Origin of the sequence: Burkholderia sp. 8Y (assembly GCF_902506145.1) — a bacterium.
In the GTDB taxonomy this organism is placed as follows: domain Bacteria; phylum Pseudomonadota; class Gammaproteobacteria; order Burkholderiales; family Burkholderiaceae; genus Caballeronia.
On sequence record NZ_LR733520.1, the window covers coordinates 245,203 to 268,256 of the forward strand.

18 protein-coding genes are annotated in these 23,054 nt (G+C 62.6%); 10 read left to right on the forward strand and 8 right to left on the reverse strand.

From position 1 onward, the window contains the following. The first annotated feature begins 231 nt into the window (after positions 1 to 231). From grpE to pabB, 5 genes are all read left to right on the forward strand, one after another. The gene (grpE, locus tag GV035_RS11785) at positions 232 to 828 is read left to right on the forward strand and encodes a nucleotide exchange factor GrpE (RefSeq protein WP_159835288.1); all 597 of its coding nucleotides are present in this window, start codon (positions 232 to 234) and stop codon (positions 826 to 828) included. 19 nt (positions 829 to 847) lie between these two features. Beyond that, positions 848 to 1,243, forward strand: a complete 396-nt coding sequence (locus tag GV035_RS11790) for a thioredoxin family protein (RefSeq protein ID WP_159835289.1) — start codon at positions 848 to 850, stop codon at positions 1,241 to 1,243. Between the two features lie 179 nt (positions 1,244 to 1,422). Beyond that, positions 1,423 to 3,384 (forward strand): molecular chaperone DnaK, encoded by a 1,962-nt coding sequence (dnaK, locus tag GV035_RS11795; protein ID WP_159835290.1) that lies wholly within the window; start codon positions 1,423 to 1,425, stop codon positions 3,382 to 3,384. 265 nt (positions 3,385 to 3,649) lie between these two features. After that, on the forward strand, positions 3,650 to 4,786 hold the full coding sequence (dnaJ, locus tag GV035_RS11800; RefSeq protein ID WP_159835291.1) for a molecular chaperone DnaJ: 1,137 nt from the start codon (positions 3,650 to 3,652) through the stop codon (positions 4,784 to 4,786). A gap of 49 nt (positions 4,787 to 4,835) precedes the next feature. Then, positions 4,836 to 6,647 (forward strand): aminodeoxychorismate synthase component I, encoded by a 1,812-nt coding sequence (pabB, locus tag GV035_RS11805; protein WP_159835292.1) that lies wholly within the window; start codon positions 4,836 to 4,838, stop codon positions 6,645 to 6,647. Positions 6,648 to 6,653: 6 nt separating this feature from the next. Here the strand turns inward: pabB and dgoD are convergent, their stop codons facing one another. Then, positions 6,654 to 7,802, reverse strand: a complete 1,149-nt coding sequence (gene dgoD, locus GV035_RS11810; protein ID WP_159835293.1) for a galactonate dehydratase — start codon at positions 7,800 to 7,802, stop codon at positions 6,654 to 6,656. Between the two features lie 147 nt (positions 7,803 to 7,949). Here dgoD and GV035_RS11815 point away from each other — a divergent pair, with 147 nt between their 5' ends. Next, entirely contained in the window at positions 7,950 to 8,627 is a 678-nt protein-coding gene (locus tag GV035_RS11815; RefSeq protein ID WP_159837830.1) for a FadR/GntR family transcriptional regulator, read from the forward strand. A 94-nt stretch (positions 8,628 to 8,721) separates the two neighbouring features. Here the strand turns inward: GV035_RS11815 and gloA are convergent, their stop codons facing one another. The 6 genes from gloA to glyQ all read right to left on the reverse strand — a co-directional run bounded on the left by gloA (position 8,722) and on the right by glyQ (position 14,681). Next, positions 8,722 to 9,108: a lactoylglutathione lyase gene (gloA, locus tag GV035_RS11820; RefSeq protein ID WP_159835294.1), complete on the reverse strand. Its 387-nt coding sequence runs from the start codon at positions 9,106 to 9,108 to the stop codon at positions 8,722 to 8,724. A 94-nt stretch (positions 9,109 to 9,202) separates the two neighbouring features. Further along, positions 9,203 to 10,081, reverse strand: a complete 879-nt coding sequence (locus GV035_RS11825) for a M48 family metallopeptidase (RefSeq protein WP_159837832.1) — start codon at positions 10,079 to 10,081, stop codon at positions 9,203 to 9,205. 86 nt (positions 10,082 to 10,167) lie between these two features. Next, on the reverse strand, positions 10,168 to 10,941 hold the full coding sequence (locus GV035_RS11830; RefSeq protein ID WP_159835295.1) for a lysophospholipid acyltransferase family protein: 774 nt from the start codon (positions 10,939 to 10,941) through the stop codon (positions 10,168 to 10,170). Positions 10,942 to 10,980: 39 nt separating this feature from the next. After that, entirely contained in the window at positions 10,981 to 11,532 is a 552-nt protein-coding gene (gmhB, locus tag GV035_RS11835) for a D-glycero-beta-D-manno-heptose 1,7-bisphosphate 7-phosphatase (protein ID WP_159835296.1), read from the reverse strand. Between the two features lie 3 nt (positions 11,533 to 11,535). Beyond that, a complete protein-coding gene (glyS, locus tag GV035_RS11840; RefSeq protein WP_159835297.1) occupies positions 11,536 to 13,635 on the reverse strand; it encodes a glycine--tRNA ligase subunit beta in 2,100 nt (699 codons plus the stop codon). Positions 13,636 to 13,652: 17 nt separating this feature from the next. After that, positions 13,653 to 14,681 carry a glycine--tRNA ligase subunit alpha gene (gene glyQ, locus GV035_RS11845; protein WP_159835298.1) on the reverse strand — a complete coding sequence of 343 codons (1,029 nt, stop codon included), beginning with the start codon at positions 14,679 to 14,681 and terminating at the stop codon, positions 13,653 to 13,655. Between the two features lie 336 nt (positions 14,682 to 15,017). Between glyQ and GV035_RS11850 the strand changes: the two genes are divergently transcribed. Beyond that, positions 15,018 to 16,919, forward strand: a complete 1,902-nt coding sequence (locus tag GV035_RS11850) for a tetratricopeptide repeat protein (protein WP_159835299.1) — start codon at positions 15,018 to 15,020, stop codon at positions 16,917 to 16,919. On the opposite strand, the gene GV035_RS11855 is transcribed toward GV035_RS11850, so the two are convergent. Then, positions 16,916 to 17,704, reverse strand: coding sequence for a glycosyltransferase family 2 protein (locus GV035_RS11855; protein ID WP_159835300.1), 789 nt, complete (start codon positions 17,702 to 17,704; stop codon positions 16,916 to 16,918). The genes GV035_RS11850 and GV035_RS11855 overlap by 4 nt on opposite strands. 301 nt (positions 17,705 to 18,005) lie before the next feature. Between GV035_RS11855 and GV035_RS11860 the strand changes: the two genes are divergently transcribed. Genes GV035_RS11860 through GV035_RS11870 form a run of 3 tightly spaced genes read left to right on the forward strand, consistent with a single transcriptional unit; the run spans position 18,006 to position 22,987 of the window. Further along, entirely contained in the window at positions 18,006 to 20,138 is a 2,133-nt protein-coding gene (locus GV035_RS11860) for a type I secretion system permease/ATPase (RefSeq protein WP_159835301.1), read from the forward strand. Between the two features lies 1 nt (position 20,139). Next, the gene (locus tag GV035_RS11865) at positions 20,140 to 21,561 is read left to right on the forward strand and encodes an HlyD family type I secretion periplasmic adaptor subunit (protein WP_159835302.1); all 1,422 of its coding nucleotides are present in this window, start codon (positions 20,140 to 20,142) and stop codon (positions 21,559 to 21,561) included. Further along, a complete protein-coding gene (locus GV035_RS11870) occupies positions 21,551 to 22,987 on the forward strand; it encodes a TolC family protein (protein ID WP_236572588.1) in 1,437 nt (478 codons plus the stop codon). Before GV035_RS11865 ends, GV035_RS11870 begins: the two co-directional genes overlap by 11 nt. The last annotated feature ends 67 nt before the right edge of the window (positions 22,988 to 23,054 follow it).

The window sequence follows — 23,054 nt, forward strand, 5'->3', positions numbered from 1 at the left end:
AGCCGCTGCATTCCCTCAATCTCAATTTACGCGATGGCGGCGAAACGTCCGTTACCGCTTATTTCGCGGGCGCCCGGACTGGCACACTGACGTGCAAATTTGATCTGACGAAGCCTTGAAAAAGGTCTCGCTGCCCCAATTTCGGCAGCTAGCGCGAGGAAGCGCGGCGGCCAGACGCAAGGCCGGGTGCGCTTCTCAACCCATCCATTCACAGTAATGACACTCAGCGACATGGAAAACACGCAAGAGAATTCAGCGAGCCAGAACCCTACGCCCGCCGACGAAAACGCGCGCCAGGCCGCCGACTTGAATCAGGCAGGCACGGCGGCCGAAGCGCAAGCCGACGCGAGCGCCGCGCCGGAAGGCGCCGCGAACGCCACCGAAACGGCATTGGCGGAAGCGCAGGCCCGCGTGGCCGCGCTACAGGAGGAATTCCTGCGCGCGAAGGCGGAAACGGAAAACGTGCGCCGGCGCGGTCAGGAAGACGTGGCGAAGGCGCACAAGTTCGCCATCGAAAATTTTGCGGAAAACCTGCTGCCGGTGCTCGACAGCCTCGAAGCCGCGCTCGCGGACCAGTCCACCGATCTCGCCAAGGTGCGCGAAGGCGTCGAACTGACGCTGCGCCAGCTGACCGGCGCGCTGGAGAAGGGCCGCGTCGTCGCGCTGAATCCGGTCGGCGAGAAGTTCGACCCGCATCGTCATCAGGCCATCTCCATGGTGCCGGCGGATCAGGAGCCGAACACCGTCGTCGCGGTGCTGCAAAAGGGCTACATCATCGCCGATCGCGTGCTGCGTCCGGCGCTCGTCACCGTCGCCGCACCGAAGTAAGCCCGCGAGGTTCGCGATCATGGCCCACGTGCCCGTCGATTCGACCGCTTTGTCCGTCTTCGATATGCAGGAACTGAACGCCGCCGGCTTCGACGCCGGGCTGGCGTCGGCGGGCGACGAACTGGCCGTCGTGTTCTTCTGGGGCCTCGACTGCTTCAACTGCGAGATCGCGAAGAAAGCGATGCTCGCGCAGCCCGACGCTATCCGCGCGCTCGGGCTGAAGTGGTTTCACAGCAATGTGTACGAGCATCGCGAGCTGGGCCGCCGTTTCATGCTGCACGGCGTGCCGACGTGGTTTTTCTTTCATCGCGGCAAGCGGCTCGGCCGCGCGACCGGCTGGCACGGGCTCGCGCAGTTCGAGGCGGCGGTCGCGGCGGCGCGCGAGAAGATTCGCGCGGCGGCAGCCAGGGAATGACACGGGCGGGACGCAAAAAAGTTATAGACCGTATTGCATTCAGGGTCTTGAAAACGAAACCGGCGCTCTTATCTTGCGTACAGGTATGAATTTTGGGCGTTCGGCCCGTTGAATCGGCCGCAAAAGCCGGCGTTCCCGGCCGCAGCGCCAAAGCGATCAAAGCTAGGAGAGTATAAAAAATGGGCAAGATTATCGGTATCGACCTCGGCACCACGAATTCGTGCGTGGCGCTGATGGAAGGCAATCAGGTCAAGGTCATCGAGAACTCGGAAGGCGCGCGCACCACGCCGTCGATCATCGCGTACATGGATGACAACGAGATCCTCGTCGGCGCGCCTGCCAAGCGCCAGTCCGTCACCAATCCGCGCAACACGCTGTACGCGGTGAAGCGCCTGATCGGCCGCCGCTTCGAAGAGAAGGAAGTGCAGAAGGACATCGGCCTGATGCCCTACAAGATCGTCAAGGCCGACAACGGCGACGCATGGGTCGAAGCGCACGGCGAAAAGCTCGCGCCGCCGCAAATCTCGGCGGAAGTGCTGCGCAAGATGAAGAAGACCGCTGAAGACTACCTCGGCGAGCCGGTGACGGAAGCCGTCATCACGGTTCCGGCGTACTTCAACGACAGCCAGCGCCAGGCCACCAAGGACGCGGGCCGGATCGCCGGTCTGGAAGTCAAGCGCATCATCAACGAACCGACGGCCGCCGCGCTGGCGTTCGGCCTCGACAAGGCGGAGAAGGGCGACCGCAAGATCGCCGTGTTCGACCTGGGCGGCGGCACGTTCGACATCTCGATCATCGAGATCGCGGACGTGGACGGCGAAATGCAGTTCGAAGTGCTCTCGACGAACGGCGACACGTTCCTCGGCGGTGAAGACTTCGACCAGCGCATCATCGACTACATCATCGGCGAGTTCAAGAAGGAGCAGGGCGTCGATCTGTCGAAGGACGTGCTCGCGCTGCAACGCCTGAAGGAAGCGGCTGAGAAGGCGAAGATCGAACTGTCGTCCACGGCGCAGACGGAAATCAACCTGCCGTACATCACGGCGGACGCCTCCGGTCCGAAGCACTTGAACCTGAAGATCACCCGCGCGAAGCTCGAAGCTCTCGTGGAAGACCTGATCGAGCGCACGATGGAACCGTGCCGCATCGCCATCAAGGATGCGGGCGTGAAGGTCGGCGAGATCGACGACGTGATCCTCGTCGGCGGCATGACGCGCATGCCGAAGGTGCAGGAAAAGGTGAAGGAGTTCTTCGGCAAGGAACCGCGCCGTGACGTGAACCCGGACGAAGCCGTGGCCGTGGGCGCCGCGATTCAAGGTCAGGTTCTGTCGGGTGACCGCAAGGACGTGCTGCTGCTCGACGTGACTCCGCTCTCGCTCGGCATCGAGACGCTCGGCGGCGTGATGACGAAGATGATCAACAAGAACACGACCATCCCGACCAAGCACTCGCAAGTGTATTCGACGGCGGACGACAATCAGGGCGCCGTGACGATCAAGGTGTTCCAGGGCGAGCGTGAAATGGCCGTGGGCAACAAGCTGCTCGGCGAGTTCAACCTCGAAGGCATTCCGCCCGCACCGCGCGGCGTGCCGCAGATCGAAGTGACCTTCGACATCGACGCGAACGGCATTCTGCACGTCGGCGCGAAGGACAAGGCGACCGGCAAGGAAAACAAGATCACCATCAAGGCGAACTCGGGTCTGACGGACGCCGAAATCGACAAGATGGTGAAGGACGCCGAAGCCAACGCCGAGGAAGATCACAAGCTGCGCGAACTGGCCGATGCCCGCAACCAGGGCGACGCGCTGGTGCACAGCACGAAGAAGGCGGTTGCCGAGTACGGCGACAAGGTCGACGCAACGGAAAAGGAAAAGATCGAAGCGGCGCTGAAGGAACTCGAAGAGGCGCTGAAGAACTCGTCGAGCGATAAGGCGACGATCGAAGCGAAGATCGAGGCGCTCGCTACCGCGTCGCAGAAGCTCGGCGAGAAGATGTATGCCGACATGCAGGCGCAGCAAGGCGCAGCGGGCGCAGCGGGTGCGGCGGCCGGTGCTGCCGGCGCGGAAGCGGCATCGGCTGGCGCGAGCCAGCAGCATGACGATGTCGTCGACGCCGACTTCAAGGAAGTGAAGAAGGACTGAACCGCAGAGCGCGTGAATGGCAACGTTCACGCGCTCGCGGTCCTGTCGCGAGCAGTTTCGCGCGAATGGACCGCGGCAGGACGCGTTGAGCGTCTGACGTGAAACGCGCCTGGCGAGCCAAACGGCTCGACCGGGCACATTGTTTTTTTGGGGCGTCTTGCTGAAGGCGGTTTGCAGCGAGGCGTCAGAGGTTACGCGCGGGCCGTTTGGTCCGAAGCATCTGAGAGGAACCGTCGCGGTCACTCCGCGGCGGCATGGAACCGACATGGCGAAACGGGATTACTACGAGGTTCTGGGCGTTGCGAAGAACGCGAGCGACGACGAGATCAAAAAGGCGTATCGCAAGCTCGCGATGAAGTATCACCCTGACCGCAACCCGGACAACAAGAAGGCGGAAGAGAACTTCAAGGAGGCGAAGGAAGCCTACGAGATGCTCTCCGACCAGCAAAAGCGCGCCGCGTATGATCAGTACGGTCACGCGGGCGTCGATCCGAACATGGCGGGCGCGGGCGCGCAAGGCTTCGGCGGCTTTGCCGATGCATTCGGCGATATCTTCGGCGACATCTTCGGGCAGGCGGCGGGCGGCGCGGCGCGCGGCGGCCGGGGCGGTCCGCAGGTGTATCGCGGCGCGGACTTGCGCTACAGCATGGAGATCACGCTGGAGCAGGCCGCGCACGGCTACGACACGCAAATCCGCGTGCCGAGCTGGGCCAACTGCAATGTCTGTCATGGTTCGGGCGCGAAGCCCGGCACGAAGCCGGAGACCTGTCCGACCTGTCACGGCCAGGGCCAGGTTCGGATGTCGCAGGGCTTTTTCAGCATTCAGCAGACGTGTCCGAAGTGTCACGGCAGCGGCACCTACGTCCCGGACCCGTGCGGCAACTGCCACGGCGCGGGCAAGGTGAAGGAAACGAAGACGCTGGAAGTGAAGATTCCGGCGGGCATCGACGACGGCATGCGGATTCGTTCTGCGGGCAACGGCGAGCCGGGCATCAACGGCGGGCCGAGCGGCGACTTGTACGTGGAAATCCACATCAAGCAGCACTCGGTGTTCGAGCGCGACGGCGACGACCTGCACTGCCAGATGCCGATCCCGTTCACCACGGCGGCGCTCGGCGGCGAGATCGAAGTGCCGACGCTTGCCGGACGCGCGAGCTTCACCGTGCCCGAAGGCACGCAGTCGGGCAAGACGTTCCGTCTGCGCGGCAAGGGCATCAAGGGCTTGCGTTCGAGCATCGCGGGCGATCTCTACGTGCATGTGCAGGTGGAAACGCCGGTCAAGCTCACCGAACAGCAGCGCGATCTGCTCAAGCAGTTCGAAAAGTCGCTGACGGAAGGCGGCGCGCGGCATAGCCCGCAGAGCAAAAGCTGGTTCGACCGCGTGAAGAGCTTCTTCGACTGATGCAGTCGATGGTTAGAGCAGGGCAGTTGCGCACGATACGAGCATTGCCATGAAGATCGAAGCACGCAGCGCGGTGTTCGCGCTGCTCGACGATTGCGACGCGACCGCCGAAAGGCGGTCGAGTCGTTTGTACGCGGACTTTTCGCACGAGCACGTGTGCGAGGACGGGCGCGAACTCGATGCCGCGTGTGCCGCCATCGAACGCGATCTGCAAAGCGGACTGCACGCGGTCGTCGTCGCGGATTACGAGTTTGGGTGCAACCTTCAGTTCGGCACCGTTGGGCGCGGCGACGACCACGCGTTGCGTGTGCTCATGTTCCGTTCGTGCGCGCTGCTGTCGCGCGATGAAGCGAGCGAATGGCTTGCGTCGCAGGATGCCGGGCGCGGCGGGCCTTCGGTCGCGGGCGTCGGCGGTATCGAGCCGGGTGTCACGCGCGACGAATTCGATCTCGCCATTGCTGCCATCAAGCAGGCGTTGGAAGAGGGCGAGTCGTATCAGGTCAACTACACGTTTCGGCTGAACTTCGATGTGTTCGGCACGCCGCTCGCGCTTTATCGGCGGCTGCGGGCGCGGCAGCCAGTCAGATACGGCGCTTTGATCGCGCTGCCGGACGGGCGCACGGTCGTGTCGTGTTCGCCCGAGCTTTTTGTCGAAAAGCAGGGCGACGTCCTGCGCGCGAGGCCCATGAAAGGCACCGCGCCGCGCGACTCCGACCCCGCCGTCCTGCGCGACGATCCGAAGAATCGCGCGGAGAACGTGATGATCGTCGATCTGCTGCGCAACGACCTCTCGCGAGTCGCGGCGACCGGCTCCGTGCATGTGCCGGCGCTTTTCTCCGTGGAGCCGTATGCGTCGGTGTGGCAGATGACGTCGACTGTCGAGGCGCGCGTGGCGCCGGACGCGTCATTCGCGGCGATCGTGCGGGCGCTCTTTCCATGCGGGTCGATCACCGGCGCGCCGAAGTACCGCACGATGCAGCTCATCGATCAGATCGAGAGCACGCCGCGCGGACTGTACACCGGCGCGATCGGCTGGCTCGATAGCAGCGGCGACTTTTGTCTCTCGGTCGCCATTCGCACACTCGTGATCGACGCCGCGCAGAGGCGCGGCGTGCTCGGAATCGGCGCGGGCATCGTGCTGGATAGCGTCGCTGCGAGCGAGTACGAGGAGTGTCTGCTGAAGGCGCGGTTCCTGACTGGCGCGGACCCCGGCTTCGAGCTCTTCGAGACGACTTACGCCACGCGCGGCGAACGCGTGCGTCATTTCGCGCGCCACGTTGCGCGGCTCAAGACGAGCGCGGCCTACCTGGGCTTTCCGTTCGACGAGCGCGCGTTGAGTGCGCAGGTCGCCCAGCATTGCGAGAGCTTCGATGCGGGCAAACCGTATCGCTTGCGCATCGCGCTCGACAAGAGCGGACGCATCGCGCTGACGAGCGCGCCGCTCGCGCCGTTGTCATCGGATACGGTGGATGTGCTGCTCGCCGCCGAGCGCGGCTTCGCGCCGCAGTCATCCGGCGATGTGCTGCTTCGCCACAAGACGACGCGCCGCGCCGACTACGACCGCGCGTGGCAAGCCGCCGAAGCCGAAGGCGCGTTCGACATGCTGTTCACGAACGAGCGCGGCGAATTGACCGAAGGCGGCCGTTCGAGCGTGTTCTTGAAGCTGGAAGGGAACTGGTGGACGCCTCCCGTCAATGCGGGCGTGCTGCCGGGCGTCATGCGCGCGGTGCTGATGGAAGAACTCGGCGCGTCCGAACGCACGCTCACCGTGCAGGACATCGACCGCGCCGAAGCGTTGCTTCTCAGCAATGCGCTACGCGGCGCGGTCATGGCGCGGCTCAGAAAGCGGCTCAAACGCTAGAGCCGATCACCACTCCGCGACGCTGCCATCCGCATGACGCCACACCGGATTGCGCCAGCGGTGCCCGACCTTCGCCATTTCGCGCACCTTGTCCTCGTTGACCTCGATGCCGAGCCCCGGCCCTTGCGGAATCGACACCATGCCGTCGTCGTACTTGAAGACTTCCGGATTCTTGATGTAGTCGAGCAGATCGTTGCCCGTGTTGTAGTGAATGCCGAGACTCTGTTCCTGGATGAACGCGTTATAGCTCACCGCGTCGATTTGCAGGCAGGTTGCGAGCGCGATGGGACCGAGCGGGCAGTGCAACGCGAGCGCGACATCGTAGGCTTCTGCCATCGACGCGATCTTACGGCACTCGGTCAGCCCGCCCGCATGCGACGCGTCCGGCTGAATGATATCGACATAGCCGCCCGCCAGAATGTGCTTGAAATCCCAGCGCGAATACAGCCGTTCGCCGAGCGCAATGGGCGTGCTCGTCTGATTGACGATATCGCGCAACGCCTCGACGTTCTCCGAGAGCACCGGCTCCTCGATAAACATCAGCTTGAACGGATCGAGTTCTCTCGCGAGCACTTTGGCCATCGGCTTGTGCACGCGCCCATGAAAATCCACGCCGATACCCACGTTCGGACCGACCGCCTCGCGCACCGCGCGCACGTTGTCGATCACGCCTTGCACCTTGTCGAACGTGTCGATCATCTGCAGCTCTTCGGAGCCGTTCATCTTCACGGCCTTGAAGCCACGCTCGACGACAGCGCGTGCATTGTTCGCGACATCGCTCGGACGGTCGCCGCCGATCCACGAATACACCTTGATCTTGTCGCGCACCTGTCCGCCGAGCAGCGCGTGGATCGGCACGCCGTGATGCTTGCCGAGAATGTCCCACAGCGCCTGATCGACGCCGGCAATTGCGCTCATGCCGATCGGGCCGCCGCGATAGAACCCGGCGCGATACATCACTTGCCACAAGTCTTCGATATGACGCGGGTCCTTGCCGATCAGGTAGTCGGCGAGTTCGTCCACGGCGGCGGCCACGGTGTGCGCGCGGCCTTCGACGACAGGTTCGCCCCAGCCGGTGATGCCTTCGTCGGTTTCGATCATGAGGAAGCACCAGCGCGGCGGAACGATGAAGGTTTCGAGTTTCGTGATTTTCATGTGAGCGTCTCCAGCAAGGGTCTCCATAGTAGCAAAAAGCGGCGCATCTGGTCGTATTAATAGTACTATTGCACGAGGCTGGCTTCGCGCGGCCTCGTGCTTCCCGCATAATCACGCCCAACCAAAAAGACCGACGAGGAGTTCACCATTCACCGCGATCTGCATGGCCGCGTGGCGCACGAACTAGGCACGGCCATTCTGCGAGGCGACTTCGCGCCGGGCTCGCCGCTGCCGCGCGAAGCGGACCTGATCGAACGCTTCGGCGTGAGCCGCACGGTGCTGCGTGAGGCGGTGCGCACGCTGACATCGAAAGGGCTCGTCGAATCGCGGCCGAAAGTGGGCACGCGCGTGCGCCCGAAGGAAGCGTGGAATCTGCTCGACGCCGACATGCTCGACTGGTATTCGCGCGTCGCGCCGCCCATGATTTTTGCGCTCAAGCTGCAGGAAATGCGCGAGATGATCGAGCCGTACGCGGCTGCGCTCGCCGCCGCGAATCACGAGCCGCGCACGCTGGAACGGCTCGAACAGGCGCATCGTGCAATGACACAGGCGCAGAACGTCGACGAATGGGTGCGCGCCGATCTCGACTTTCACTTGTGCGTGCTGGCCGCGTGCAGCAACGAACTGCTCGTGCCGCTGGGCGCGCTGATCGCGCGCACGCTGGAAGGCCAGTTGCGTCTGAACGCGAAGCGCGCGGAGGTGTTCAACGCGTCGCTGGCTGAGCACACGGCGGTCTTCGATGCCATCGCCGCACGCGACGCCGCCGCCGCGCGGCGCGGCATGGCCGACTTGCTCGGCGTGACGCGCGAACGTATCGAAGGCTGACGGCGCTGCTTAATCGCCTGCGCAGATCGCAGGCAAAAAAAAAGCGCGCCGCGACAAATATCGCGGCGCGCTTGCTTGATCGCTGAACCGGCGATCAGGAATGCTTTTCGATCAGTTCGACCTTGTAGCCGTCCGGATCTTCGACGAACGCGATCACCGTCTTGCCGCCCTTGACGGGACCGGCTTCGCGCGTGACCCTGCCGCCGGCTTCGCGGATACGGTCGCAGGCTTGCGCCGCGTTATCGACTTCCAGCGCGATATGGCCGTACGCCGTGCCCATTTCGTACTTCTCGACGCCCCAGTTGTACGTCAGTTCGAGCACGCTGTGCTCGCTCTCGTCGCCATAGCCCACGAACGCGAGCGTGTATTTGTACTCGGTGTTTTCGCTCTGACGCAGCACCTTCATGCCGAGAATGCGCGTGTAGAAATCGATGGAACGCTGCAGGTCGCCGACGCGTAGCATCGTGTGGAGGAGTCGCATGATGGGGTCCTGTGGTGTTGAACGGCGGCACGAAGCCGCGATTGCGACTATGAGCGAAATTGTACCGTTCGCTCGAAACGCGCGCTGACGGCGCTCACAAAGTAGGAAGGAGGTCCGGCGAATGATGCTTGAGCGTGTGCCGCGCCTCGCGGAACTCCGGAAAGATGGATTCGACAGTCCGCCAGAAACGCGGGCTGTGGTTCATCTCGCGCAGATGCGCCAGTTCGTGCGCGACCACGTAATCGATGATCGACAACGGGAAATGAATCAGCCGCCAGTTCAGGCGAATCTTGCCGTCGCTCGAACAACTGCCCCAGCGCGTCGCCGCCGACGACAGCGCGTACGCCCGAAACTCGACGCCGAGCTTCTGCGCATAGACGGCGAGCCGTTCGCCGAAGATGCGCTTCGCCTCGCTTTGCAGCCAACTTTGCACGCGATCTTTGATCTGCTGCGCGTCGGCGAGCGCGGGCAGGGCGAGCGCCAGCACGTTGGTATCGGCATCGAAAGAGAGCGCACTCGCCGCCGCGCCCAGCGACACGCGAATGGTCTTGCCGAGAAACGGAAACTGCGCGCCGTCCTTCCATTCGATGCGCGGCAGCGCGCGCTCTTCCACGCGCGTTTGCCATTCGGCGAGCTTGCGCAGAATCCAGCTTTGCTTGTCGACGATCGCGCTTTCGATGTCCGCTATCGTCACCCAGCGAGGCGCGGTAATCGTGAGTCCGGTCGCGTCGATGCAAAAGCCGATGGTGCGCCGCGCCGATCGCTTGAACCGGTAGTCCAGCGCGCGCGCGCCAAGCACGATGCGCCGCAAGCGCACGCCCTCGGGCAGCGGCGCGGGCCGGGCGGATTCGGGAGTGGGAAGTTCGCCGCGCAGCGGCGCGGGCGCGGCGGCGGGCGCATGCTCGAACGGAAGATCGAGTTGCAGTGTATCGAGCGCGACGGCGGGGCGCTGTCGCGAGGGAGTCTTCTGCATCGGCTCGGCTTTGCGCTCGCGGCGCAGGAATGACGACAGGAACGAGTAAGGCACGCCGCGGCTCTGACTTCGAAAGCGAGGCCGCGTCAGCGGCCCGCGCCCGCAGCGCCGGCTCGACGCGGCTCGCCGCCCGGCGTGGCATAAGCGAGCGGATCGATACGGCGCATCTCCGCTTCGATCCAGCTCTCGACGCGTGCGTTCACTTCCTCGGGCGTGAGTCCGGCGGTATCGATGGGCTTGCCGATCGACACCGTGACTATACCCGGATATTTCATGAACGAATTGCGCGGCCAGACGTGCCCTGCGTTATGCGCGATCGGCACGACAGGCGCGCCGGTGGCCACCGCGAAGCGCGCGCCGCCCGTCTTGTACTTGCCTTGCGCGCCGACGCGCGTGCGCGTGCCTTCGGGAAACATGATGACCCACGCGCCTTCATCCATGCGCGCACGGCCTTGCCGCGTGACCGACGCGAACGCGTCGCGGCCTTGCGAACGGTCGATATGCACCATCTTCAGGAGCCCGAGCGCCCAGCCAAAGAACGGCACGTACAGCAACTCACGCTTGAACACATAGCAGAGCGGGCGCGGCATCAGCGCGGGAAACGCGAGCGTCTCCCACGCCGATTGATGCTTCGACAGCAGCACGGCGGGGCCGTTCGGCAGATGCTCCATGCCTTGCAGGGTGTAGCGGATGCCGACGAGATAGCGCAGCACGACGATGGTCGACTTGCACCAGCCCGCCGCCATCCAGTAGCGGTTATGCGCGCGCATGAACGGAAACGCGATGAAGCAGGCGGTCGCATACGGCACCGTGTACACGACGAAGTACAGCATCAGCAGCAAAGAACGGAGGAAGCGCATGAAGTCCTGGCGGTACGTGGCAGTGCGATCGGAAAGCGGTCAGTCGTGATGTCGCGCGAGAAAGTCGAGCGCGAACGCGCGCAAGTCCTTGTGAACCTGCGTGCCTTCGGGCAGATTGCCTTGCGCGAGCGTCTTTTCGCCCTTGCCCGTCAGCACGAGATGCACCGGAAAGCCGAGCGCGGCGCCCGCCTGAAGATCGCGCAGGGCGTCGCCGACGACCGGCGTGTCTTCCGGATCGATCTCGAAACGGTCGATGATCTGCTGCAACATCCCCGGCTTCGGCTTCCTGCAATCGCACTGGTCTTCGGCCGTATGCGGGCAGAAGAAGATCGCGTCGATGCGTCCGCCGACCGCCGCCGCCGCGCGATTCATCTTCTGGTGCATGGCATTGAGCGCGGCCATGTCGAAAAGACCGCGCCCGATGCCCGACTGGTTCGACGCGATCGCCACGCGGTAGCCCGCCTGATTCAACCGCGCGATGGCTTCGAGACTGCCGGGAATGGCGACCCACTCGTCGGGCGACTTGATGAACGCGTCCGAATCGACGTTGATGACGCCGTCGCGGTCCAGAATCACGAGTCGTCTGTTCATGACTTACGCCGCGAGCTTGGAGATGTCGGCCACGCAGTTCATCTGCTGATGCAGCGCGCCGAGCAGGGCGAGACGGTTGTTCCTGAGCGCCGCGTCTTCCGCGTTGACCATCACGTCGTTGAAGAACGTATCGACGCTCTCGCGCAGCGCGGCGAGCGCGCTCAACGCTTCCGTGTAGTTGCGCGCGGCGAGCTGGCTCTGCACGCGCGGCGTCACGCTCTGAATCTGCGCGTACAGATTTTTCTCGGCCGGCTCGACGAGCAGTTCCGAATTCACGGACGAAGGCGCGCCTTGCTCCGACTTCTTCAAAATGTTCGAGATGCGCTTGTTGGCCGCCGCGAGCGATGCCGCTTCCGGCAGCGACGCGAATTCGCGCACGGCATCCAGACGCGCGACGATATCGTCGAGGCGCGTCGGGTTCAGGCTCAGCACGGCCTCGATATCATTCGCTTCGAAGCCGCGTTCGCGCAACAGGCCGCGCAGACGATCCAGGAAGAACGCGTACACGGCTTCGGTCGAATCCGCGACTTGCGGCATGCCGGCGAACTGGCGCTGCGCGGCGGCGACGAGATCGCGCAGATCGACCGGCAGCTTCTTTTCGAGCAGGATGCGCAGCACGCCGAGCGCGTGACGGCGCAGCGCGAACGGGTCTTTCTCGCCGGTCGGCGCGAGGCCGATGCCCCAGATGCCGACGATGGTTTCCAGCTTGTCGGCGAGCGCGACCGCCGAGCCGACGCCTGTCGACGGCGTGTCGTCGCCGGAGAAGCGCGGCTGATAGTGCTCCGAGCACGCGAGCGCGACTTCTTCCGGCTCGCCGTCGTGACGCGCGTAGTACGTGCCCATCGTGCCTTGCAGTTCGGGAAATTCGCCGACCATGTCGGTCAGCAGGTCCGCCTTCGCGAGACGCGCGGCGCGGCGCGTGAGCGCGGCATCGACGCCGACCATCGGCGCGATTTCGCCCGCGAGGGCTTCGAGACGCTGCACGCGCTCGAGCGCGGAGCCGAGCTTGTTGTGATAGACGACGTTCGCCAGCAGCGGCACGCGGTCTTCGAGGCGCTTCTTCTTGTCCTGCGTGAAGAAGAACTTGGCATCCGCGAGACGCGGGCGCACCACGCGCTCGTTGCCTTCAACGATCTCGCCCGGCGTTTGCGTATCGATATTCGAGACGATCAGGAAACGCGAGCGCAGCTTGCCGTTCTGGTCCGTGAGCGCGAAATACTTCTGGTTCGTCTGCATTGTGAGGATCAGACATTCCTGCGGCACTTGCAGAAACTCTTCGTCGAAGCGGCATTGATACACGACCGGCCATTCGACCAGCGCGTTCACTTCGTCGAGCAGCGATTCAGGCATCACGACGCGGTCAACACCTGCGAACGCCTGCAATTGCGTGCGGATGGATTCGCGGCGGTCGTTGAAATTGGCGACGACATGCGCCTTCGTGCGCAGCGTTTCGGCGTAGTCGTCGGCGCTCGGAATCGCGATGAAACCGTGCGACAGGAAGCGATGGCCGATGGTCGTATCGCCCGCATCGACGCCGAGCGCGCTCACCGGCACGACGTCGCGGCCGTGCATGGCGACAAGTCGCTGCACCGGACGCACGAACTGCACGTTGGTGCCGTCCGGACGCTGGTATGTCATGACTTTCGGGATCGGCAGCTTGGTCAGCGTTTCGTCGAGCGCGGCTTGCAGACCGTCCGCGAGCGTCGCGCCGGGCGCGGCATAGCGCAGGAAGAACGCTTCGGCCTTGCCGTCTTGCGCGCGTTCGAGTTCGGCGAGCGGGAAGCCGGGAAAGCCGAGCGCGGCCAGCTTCTTCGCGAGCGGCGGCGTGGGATTGCCTTCTTTATCGAGCGCGACCGACACCGGCAGCACTTTCTCGCGCACCTGTTTTTCCGGCGCGACATCGCGCACGTTCCGGATCAAGACGGCGAGGCGTCGCGGCGTTGCGTACTGCTCGAACGATACGGCGCCTTCGATCAGATCGCGCGCGGCGAGCCGCTCCACGATGCCTTCAGCGAACGCGGTGCCGAGACGCGCGAGGGCCTTCGGGGGCAGTTCTTCGGTAAGCAGCTCGACGAGCAGGGAAGCGTGATTGGATTGCGTCATTGTTCTGTCTTGCCTCGTCAAACCTGATCGGTGTTGCTCGTTTCGCCCGGCGGCGTGCTTTCCACCTTCAGCGGCGGCGCCCAGGCCGGGCGCGCGGCTTCCTGCTGATCGGTGACGAGCTCGGCGGCGGCGTGCACCGGATTGCCGAGCATCGGGAAGCCGAGACTTTCGCGCGAATCGTAATAAGCCTGCGCGACGAGACGCGACAGCGCCCGAATGCGGCCGATATACGCCGCGCGCTCGGTCACGGAAATGGCGCCGCGCGCATCGAGCAGATTGAACGTATGGCCGGCCTTCAGCACGAGTTCGTATGCGGGCAGCGCGAGCTTCGCGTCGATCATCTTCCTGGCTTCGGCTTCGTAGCTGTTGAAGAAGTTAAAGAGCAGATCGACGTTCGCGTGCTCGAAGTTGTAAGTGGACTGCTCGACTTCGTTCTGGTGATAGACATCGCCGTAGGTCAGGCGGCGCAGCGCCTTGCCGTTCGGGCCGTCTTCTTCCCATTCGGTCCAGACGAGGTCGTACACGTTTTCCACTTTCTGCAGATACATGGCGAGGCGTTCGAGACCATACGTGATCTCGCCGAGCACCGGCTTGCAGTCGAGGCCGCCTACCTGCTGAAAGTACGTGAACTGCGTCACTTCCATGCCGTTCAGCCACACTTCCCAGCCGAGACCCCATGCGCCGAGCGTCGGGTTCTCCCAGTCGTCCTCGACGAAGCGCACGTCGTTCTGCTTCAGGTCGAAGCCGAGTGCTTCGAGCGAGCCGAGGTACAGATCGAGGATGTTTTCAGGCGCGGGCTTGAGCACGACCTGATACTGATAGTAGTGCTGGAGGCGGTTGGGGTTCTCGCCATAGCGGCCGTCCTTCGGGCGGCGCGACGGCTGGACGTAGGCCGCGCGCCACGGCTCGGGACCGATCGCGCGCAGGAACGTGTGAACGTGCGAGGTGCCCGCGCCGACTTCCATGTCGATGGGCTGAAGAAGCGCGCAGCCCTTGTCGTTCCAATAGGACTGTAGCGTCAGGATGATTTGCTGAAAGGTGAGCATGGTTGCCTTTTGCGGGGCGGACGCGGCGCGGCCATCGTCGGGAGGGTGCGACTCAGAGGCTCGGCCGAAGTGCTGAAACCTACGATTCTAGCGTATCGGGCGTATCGAGCGGGCCGGCAGCGTTGACCGGGCGGGGATGGCCACAGCCGTCGGGTCCGACAGGCTCCGGATTCGTTTCGAAGAAATGTCGCCATCCGTGTCACTGTGTAATGTTTTCGTGCAGATGCTAGGTACAGGAAACACTCGTGTTAAAGAAATGGTTTCCGGCGTTGCCGCGTTCCACTCTGCGCTGCCTAACGATCCGCGACCAGCAATACAAACAAATCGCAGTCGACCATGCAAGACGATAGTAGTTATCAGCACGCGCTCGCGCATTACGATCGCGGGCAATTTCAACAGGCTTTGGATGCGTTGGCGCCGCTTCTGGAACACTGCGCGCCCGATGCCGAGATCCTGAACGCAGCCGCGATCTGCGCACTGAATCTCAAGCGCGAAGAGGAGGCGAAAGCTCTGTGGCAGCGTGCGCTTCTGGCTAATCCAGACTCCGCGGGCGTTCATTCGAACTATGCTAACTTGCTCGCGCGGCAAGGACACCATGCAGCAGCGCAATCGGCGTTCGAGCGGGCATTGTCGATTAATCCGGCGTTCGTGGAAGCCCGGTTCAACCTCGCGCTCGTCTTCGTTAGACAAAAACGGTGGCTGGAGGCCGAGATCGAGTTGTCGCGAACGCTGGCCTTGCGCGACGATATCGCCGATGCGCACTTTCACCGTGGCGCAGCCCTGGAAGCGTTGGGGCGGTCTGAGGAAGCGGCCGCTTGCTACGAACGCGCCTACGCGCTTTGTCCGCAGAACACATCGGCCGTTCTGGAGCGTGCAAGGATCGAACTGGCGCTGGGAAGGTGGGATCGCGCAGAGCAAGCCTATCGGGAAGCGGTGACGCGCCTGCCGGATGCGGGCTGGCTACGGTTCAAGCTCGGTCTGGCCATGGAACAACAACATAAGCTCGCAGATGCGGAGGCGGCGTATCGCGCGGCCATTGCGTTGAGTCCGGACTTGGCCGAGGCGCACAACAATCTCGGAAACGTATATCTCAGGCGGCGTTGTTTCGCGGACGCAGCGAAATTCTTGGGAGAGGCGGCCCGTTTGCGTCCGGACGATGCCACGGTGCAGTGCAATCTGGGGAGCGTATTGGTCAATCTCGATCGGTTCGACGAGGCCGAGGCGCTATATCGAAAAGCGTTGACGCTCGAGCCGGATCACGCAAATGCCACATTCAACCTGTCATTGTTGTTGCTCAGTCAGGGACGCTACGCCGAAGGGTGGCCCATGCACGAGGCCCGGCTCGATCCGCGCTTGCCAACTCAGGACACCTTTTTTCCGACGGTTGCGTTCCCGCAATGGCAAGGCGAATCGCTGCGAGGGAAGTCGATTGTCGTGCTCGTCGAGCAGGGCTTCGGCGATGGCATTCAGTTCAGTCGTTACTTCCCGCTCATCAGCAGGCGCGGCGCGGCCAGGCTCACGTTGGTCTGCGAACCGCCGCTCATGCGGCTGTTTCAGCAAATGGAAGGCGTTAGCGAATGCATCGATGTGAAGGCGTTTCATCGCCTGCCGCCTCAGGATTTCTGGTGCTTCTCGATGAGCCTGCCGCTTCGCTTCGAGACTACGCTCGACACCATACCGCGAGCCATGCCCTATCTGCGGCCGTTGGCGCAAGATGTGGAGCGGTGGCGACCTCGCTTGCCGGCCGGTAAGCCGAGAGTCGGCCTCGTGTGGGCCGGAGATCCTCGGCTCCACAATCCGCTTCTGACCGAAGTAGACCGGCGCCGTTCGATCGGTGCGCGGAGCTTTCTGCCGCTATTGAACATCGCGGGCATCGAGTTCGTGAGTCTGCAGAAAGGTGAGGCAAGTCGCGCGCAGCGGGCGGACTTGCCCGAGGACATGCGTCCATTCGACCCGATGACCAACGTCAACGATTTCGCCGATACGGCCGCGATCATTTCCCTCCTCGACCTCGTGATTGCTGTCGACACGTCTGTCGTGCATCTTGCGGGCGCGATGGGCAAGCCGGTGTGGATTTTGTCGCGCTTCGACGCTTGCTGGCGATGGCTGCGCGATTGCGATGACTCGCCGTGGTATCCGTCAGCGCGGCTCTTTCGGCAGAAGCGGCCCGGCGAATGGGACGAGGTGATCGAGCGCGTCGCGCAGGAACTGCGCGAGTGGGCTGGCGCGAGTCGTTAGGATCGCGTAGCAGGGGCACTGTTTTCCGTGCCCTTGACGTGTTCCTCCCAGGCGCTGCGTGCGCGTGCCACGAAGGAGTGCACCGCGTCGCCCAATTGCTGCACTGCTTCGGGCGGACTGTCGAGTTCGCCCATCATGCGGCGGAAATAGCGTGCCACGTGGCTATTCGGATGGTAGTGATTGCACACGTTCCTGGTACCGGTCAGTCGGATGCAGCCAAACAACACCATGATGGCCGACTGAAACGTGCCGTCCTCGCCGCCGTATTGACGGTACACGTCATCCTCGGGGAAGCCGCCCAAAGCGAGGAAGGTGGTCCGGCGTATGACGAGACTGCTGGTTATCATGTTGTTCATGATCTCGACATGGTGTGCGAAGCCGCGAAAGGCAAGAATGTCTGGCGGATATCCCTTGAACGTGACGTTGAGCCGCACGACGTGATGCTCCGGCGTGGTCCGTAGGGTGCTCACTGCGCGCGCAAGTCCGCCGGGCAAATACTCGTCATCGGCGTCGAGAAACGCGAGAAGCGGATGCGTCGCGTGTAGGGCGCCGAGATTGCGCGCGCGTGCAGCGCCACCGTTTGCCACGGTTCCCATGACTTTTACGCGGGGGTCAGTGAACGCGATGGTCCTCGCGACATCAAGTGAAGCGTCGTCCGAACCGTCATCGACGAGTATGACCTGAGCGACCTCCCGTTGGTCCAGGCAACTATTGATCGCGCGAGCGAGTGATGCGGCGGCGTTGAAGCACGGGATGACGACGGAAACTTCTGCGTTCGAAGGCATATTGCATGGCGATAGAGCTTGGTCGGGGCGCAATATCGCACATCCACGATGAGCTCTGTCTGGATTTCGACAGATTCTAACCATGAGCGCACGACATCGATGTTGGCGTCGTTGGGCGAAAGAAAAGAAAAAAAGGTTGCCAACTCGCGGAGTAGTCTGACAAAACGAATAAAAGATTGCTAACATTCAACCTACGTCGCTATATCGTTGCCAAGCCTTCCTAACTTTCGATGTCGGGTTCCTTCCGGCAGTGGAGTAGATGAAGCGGCGCGGCGAGCCAGCGCGATCAGAAGTTGAATTCATGTCAGAAGAGAACGAAAACAATATAACGGTCGAGCAGGACCCAGGACTTACCGCCCTCGTGGTAATCGCAAGATTTCACGGCATAGCCGTTGACGCTGTTCAGCTCAAGCATGCCGCTGGAGTAGGTTCGGAAGCGCTTTCCGAAAAAGGTCTGATTCGTTGCGCACGCAGCATCGGCCTTAAGGCGCGCGCTGTTTCTTTTCGTTCCGATTCGCTCATGATGGTGCCGCTGCCCGCGTTGTTCCTCGACAGGGATGGACGGCACTTCATCCTGGCAAAGACCGATGGCAAGACAGTTGTGATGCTGGAATCCGGCATGGCGGCGCCTGTCATTAAGCCTCTTGACGAGATCGTTCCGCGAAGCAGCGGGGCCATGCTGCTTTTTACCTCACGAGCATCGGTCGCCGGGGAGTTTGCGCGCTTTGACCTTTCGTGGTTCATTCCCGCGGTTATTCGCTATCGCCGGTTATTGCTGGAGGTGCTGGCCGTTTCTCTTGTGCTGCAATTTTTCGGCCTCGTCTCACCATTGATGTTCCAGGTGGTAATGGACAAGGTGCTCGTAAATCGAACGTATAGCACGCTAAACGTAGTCTGCGTCGCGCTTCTGGTGACTTCAGTGTTCGAAGTCCTGTTGACGGGTTTGCGCAACTACGTGTTCTCTCACACGACGAATCGTATGGACGTCGAACTAGGCGCGAAAATCTTTCGGCACCTCGTGTCATTGCCGCTCGGATACTTCGCAGCTAGACGTGTCGGTGAGACGGTTGCGCGAGTGCGGGAACTCGAGAGTATTCGCAATTTTCTGACCGGACAGGCGCTGACAGCCATCATCGACCTCGCGTTCTCGTTCGTATTTCTTGCCGTCATGTGCGTGTACAGCGTCTGGCTGACCTTGCTGGTCGTCGCTTCGTTGCCGATTTACGTTGCAATCTCCGCCGTACTTGTGCCTGCCTTCCGAGCAAGGCTTAACGAGAAGTTTGCTCGTGGCGCCGACAATCAGTCCTTTCTGGTCGAGTCGGTTTCCGGTGTCGAGACGATTAAGGCAATGGCGGTCGAACCGCAATTCATCCGGCGCTGGGAGTCGCAACTGGCGGCCTATGTCAGCGCTGGGTTCCGGGTGAGCAACCTTGGCAGTGTTGGCCAGCAACTGATCCAACTGGTCGGCAAAGTTGTCACCCTCGCGACGCTTTTCTTCGGGGCGCGATTTGTAATTGACGGCAGGATGAGCGTTGGTGGACTGATCGCCTTCAACATGATGGCTCAACGTGTCAGCGCACCGGTGACGCGACTTGCGCAACTCTGGCAGGATTTCCAGCAAGTAGGCATTTCGGTGAGCCGTCTGGGCGATATTCTCAACGCGCGCACCGAACTTCCACAGAGCCGGCAGGCCTTGCCACAGATCAAGGGCGACGTCGCCTTCGACAACGTTCGTTTCCGGTATCGACCTGACGGTGCACCCATTGTTGACGGCGTATCAGTTCAAATCTCGGCGGGAAGCGTGGTCGGAATCGTTGGGCGTTCGGGTTCCGGCAAAAGCACGCTAACTAAACTGCTGCAGCGACTGTATATCCCGGAGCAGGGGACCGTGCGCGTCGATGGCATCGATGTCGCTCTCGCCGATCCCGCCTGGCTTCGGCGGCAGATCGGCGTCGTACTTCAGGAGAACTTGTTGTTTAATCGTTCGGTGCGCGAGAACATTGCTCTGACCGATCCTGGCGCGCCGCTCGAAGCCGTCATTAGGGCAGCCCAACTTGCTGGCGCGCACGAGTTCGTCTGCGAGTTGCCGGAGGGCTACGACACCTTGGTGGGTGAGCACGGCAACGGCCTATCAGGCGGGCAGCGGCAACGGCTGGCGATTGCTCGCGCGCTGCTGACGAACCCGAAGATCTTGATCTTCGACGAAGCCACCAGTGCGCTCGACTTTGAAACGGAGCGGCTCATCCAGAACAACATGAAAGCCATGTGCGCTGGACGGACGGTAATCATCATCGCGCACCGGCTGACTGCCGTTCGCCATTCGGACTACATTCTTGCCATGGATCGCGGGCGCATCGTCGAGCACGGTAGTCATGAGAACCTGCTTGAGCAGGGCGGTTACTACGCTCGTCTCGTCGCGCTGCAGGATGCCTGACATGCATTTCCTTCGTCTTCGAGCGATACGCGATCTCGCGAGTCACTACGCAGCGGTGTGGCGCGCCGTCTGGGCCGCGCGTAAGGAGTTGGACCGCCCCCCGCGTGCCGCCGAACATCTGGCTTTCCTGCCCGCTGAGCTTGAACTGCTTGAGACGCCGGTTCATCCGGCGCCGCGCTGGGCTATGCGAATCATGATACTGCTGGCTTTGTCTGCCCTCGTGATTGGAGTTGCGGGCCGGCTGGATATCGTTGTGACGGCCAACGGCCGGCTGGTTCCAGATGCACGCGTTAAGGTAGTCCAGCCCGCGCTAACCGGCGTGGTACGGGAGATTTTCGTGCGCGATGGGCAACGTGTCGCCGCCGGCGAGCTTCTGATGAAGCTCGATACAACGCAGGCTGCCGCGGACTCCGACAAGGCGGCAACGATGCTCCTCAACGCGCGACTCGGCGCGGCGCGTGCGAATGCGCTGCTGGTCGCCCAGCAGGAGGATCGTGCGCCGGTCGTATTGCCCGTGATTGGCGCGCCCGCAGCGCGAATGCAAGACGCACAACGCTTCGCAGAAGGCGCTTGGCTTGAATTTCGCGATCGCTACGAGGGCGCTCAGGCGGAATTGCTGAAGCGGCAGGCCGAACTGGAAAGCACCCGGGCACAGGTCGCAAAGCTCGCCGCTACCGCACCGCTGGCGCGGCAGCAGGCGGAAGCCTACGGCGCTCTCGTAGCGGACAAATATGTCGCGCGGAACGACTTTTTGGACAAGCAGCAAGACGCAATCGCCAAGGAACATGAGCTGACGGCGCAGCGTAGCCACGTCCGAGAACTGTCGGCAGCGATCGGCGTGCAGCGTGCCGAAGTTGCAGCGACTGTGTCCAAGTTCCGCCGAGACCAGCTTGATGAGTTGGAGAGGCGAACTCAAGAGATCGCCGCGAGCCGAGATGAGCAGACCAAGGCAAACACACGGCAGGCTCTTCTGAGCCTAACGGCATCCGTTGCTGGAACGGTTCAGCAACTCGCGGTGCACACGGTCGGAGGCGTGGTGACGACCGCGCAGTCGCTCATGGAAATCGTGCCCGATGACGCGCTGAGAGTCGAAGCGCAACTGCAGAACAAGGATATTGGGTTTGTCGAAGTCGGTCAGAAGGTGGCGGTGAAGGTGGAGGCGTTTCCTTATACACGCTATGGGTATCTGACTGGCACGGTCGATGAGATCTCCAACAACGCGGTCCAGGATAAGAGACTGGGCCTGACGTTCCCCGTTCGGATCCGCCTTGACGCCAACCGCATCAAGGTGGATCAACGTTGGATCGCGCTGACGCCGGGTATGGCGATCACGGCCGACATTCGAACAGGCCGCCGTCGCGTCATTGAGTATTTCCTCGACCCGCTCATGCAGAACGCCGTGGAGAGCATGCATGAACGCTAGACGTTTAAGATGGATGGTCGTTGTGGCCATGGCTGCTACGACAGCCATGCCGATCGCTCATGCCTTCGACATGTTGCAAGTGCAACGGGACATCTCCGCGACGGCTGTCGGGCCGATGCTAACGTCCGGTGGCAACTGTCAGTTCGCAACGCCCGGCCGGCCGTTGCAACTGTCGGAGGTGGTGGAGCGAGCACTGTGCGACAGTCCGCAAACTCGTGCGGCATGGGCGGATGTCAAGGCGCGGACCGCCGGAGTCGGCATTGCGCGAGCCGCCTACCTGCCGAAGGTATCGATCGACGCGCAAGGCGTGCGGCAGAGTTCAGCAATCGACGTGCATGGTCAGCCGTCGCTCGGGACCAACTATACGGCTAACGTGCATTCGGAAGGCCTGTCGCTGAGCTGGGTCCTGCTCGACTTCGGCGATCGGTCTGCCGCGCTGAAAAACGCGCAGACGATGCTTGAAGCGGCTCGCTACACGCAAGCTGCCACGTTGCAGACGGTGTCGGCGGAGGCAGCAAAACGCTACTACACCGCACAGGCCGCGAAGGGCGCACTCGACGCTGCGCGCGAGATCGAGCGCATGACTCGCCGAAGCATGATCGCCGCACAAGCGAAAGTTGACAGCGGCGTGGCTCCCATCACAGATGCGCTTCAGGCGCAGACGCAGCATGAACAGGCGGCGTTCAGCCTGGCGAAGGCCCAAGGAGATGCGCATGTGGCACTGGGCGAACTCAGTTCGGCAATGGGACTGGCTCCCGATACGCCGCTGGAGGTGCCACCGGTAAGCGAAAGCGCTTCGCCCCTGAACACGTTCGGCGAGTCGGTGTCAGAGCTAATCAGGGAAGTTCGAGACGCTCATCCCGCCGTGCGCGCTGCTGAGGCGCAATACGAAGCTGCTCTAGCGAAGGTCACGCAATCTAAAGCGCAAGGGCTTCCCAACGTCAGCCTGGTTGCAAAGTACACACTGAACAATCAGCCGCAGGGCGCGGGACTGGGCCTGCCGACCTACCCTTCCACGGGCCGCGAGGCATACCTCGGCGTTCAGATCAGCATCCCCCTGTTCGAAGGGTTCGGGCGTGGCTATCAGATCGATCAGGCTCAGGCACAGGCCGAACGTGACTGGTACGCCCTTGAGGATGTGCGGCGCCGCGCGATGCTCGATGTTTGGAACAGCTATTACGCGCTGGGCACGGCGACCGAGAATGTTGGGAACAGCACGAGCCTGTTGTCGATCTCGCAACGTGCGTTTGACGCGGCACTGCGGCGCTATGAGAGCGGCGTTGGAAGCATTCTGGAACTGATGAACACGCAAAGCGCGCTGGCAATCGCAACGCAGCGACGTGTTCAGGCTCTGGCGGACTGGGGCGGTGCGAGGTTTGATCTCGCGGCTAAGCTCGGTCAGCTAGATGTTGGAAACTCAGGTTAGAAGAACATCTTCGGCCAGACAAGCGGTTTGGGTCACGGGCTCCTTTCGTGGCTCCAAATATAACCGT

Bases quoted from the DNA above. Each gene is read 5' to 3' on its own strand.
- dnaK (WP_159835290.1), top strand. From the start codon at position 1,423: ATGGGCAAGATTATCGGTATCGACCTCGGCACCACGAATTCGTGCGTG.
- GV035_RS11790 (WP_159835289.1), top strand. From the start codon at position 848: ATGGCCCACGTGCCCGTCGATTCGACCGCTTTGTCCGTCTTCGATATG.
- GV035_RS11830 (WP_159835295.1), bottom strand. From the start codon at position 10,941: ATGCGCTTCCTCCGTTCTTTGCTGCTGATGCTGTACTTCGTCGTGTAC.
- dgoD (WP_159835293.1), bottom strand. From the start codon at position 7,802: ATGAAAATCACGAAACTCGAAACCTTCATCGTTCCGCCGCGCTGGTGC.
- grpE (WP_159835288.1), top strand. From the start codon at position 232: ATGGAAAACACGCAAGAGAATTCAGCGAGCCAGAACCCTACGCCCGCC.
- dnaJ (WP_159835291.1), top strand. From the start codon at position 3,650: ATGGCGAAACGGGATTACTACGAGGTTCTGGGCGTTGCGAAGAACGCG.
- GV035_RS11865 (WP_159835302.1), top strand. From the start codon at position 20,140: ATGCATTTCCTTCGTCTTCGAGCGATACGCGATCTCGCGAGTCACTAC.
- gmhB (WP_159835296.1), bottom strand. From the start codon at position 11,532: ATGAACAGACGACTCGTGATTCTGGACCGCGACGGCGTCATCAACGTC.
- GV035_RS11855 (WP_159835300.1), bottom strand. From the start codon at position 17,704: ATGCCTTCGAACGCAGAAGTTTCCGTCGTCATCCCGTGCTTCAACGCC.
- GV035_RS11870 (WP_236572588.1), top strand. From the start codon at position 21,551: ATGAACGCTAGACGTTTAAGATGGATGGTCGTTGTGGCCATGGCTGCT.
- glyQ (WP_159835298.1), bottom strand. From the start codon at position 14,681: ATGCTCACCTTTCAGCAAATCATCCTGACGCTACAGTCCTATTGGAAC.
- GV035_RS11825 (WP_159837832.1), bottom strand. From the start codon at position 10,081: ATGCAGAAGACTCCCTCGCGACAGCGCCCCGCCGTCGCGCTCGATACA.
- gloA (WP_159835294.1), bottom strand. From the start codon at position 9,108: ATGCGACTCCTCCACACGATGCTACGCGTCGGCGACCTGCAGCGTTCC.
- GV035_RS11860 (WP_159835301.1), top strand. From the start codon at position 18,006: ATGTCAGAAGAGAACGAAAACAATATAACGGTCGAGCAGGACCCAGGA.
- glyS (WP_159835297.1), bottom strand. From the start codon at position 13,635: ATGACGCAATCCAATCACGCTTCCCTGCTCGTCGAGCTGCTTACCGAA.
- GV035_RS11850 (WP_159835299.1), top strand. From the start codon at position 15,018: ATGCAAGACGATAGTAGTTATCAGCACGCGCTCGCGCATTACGATCGC.
- pabB (WP_159835292.1), top strand. From the start codon at position 4,836: ATGAAGATCGAAGCACGCAGCGCGGTGTTCGCGCTGCTCGACGATTGC.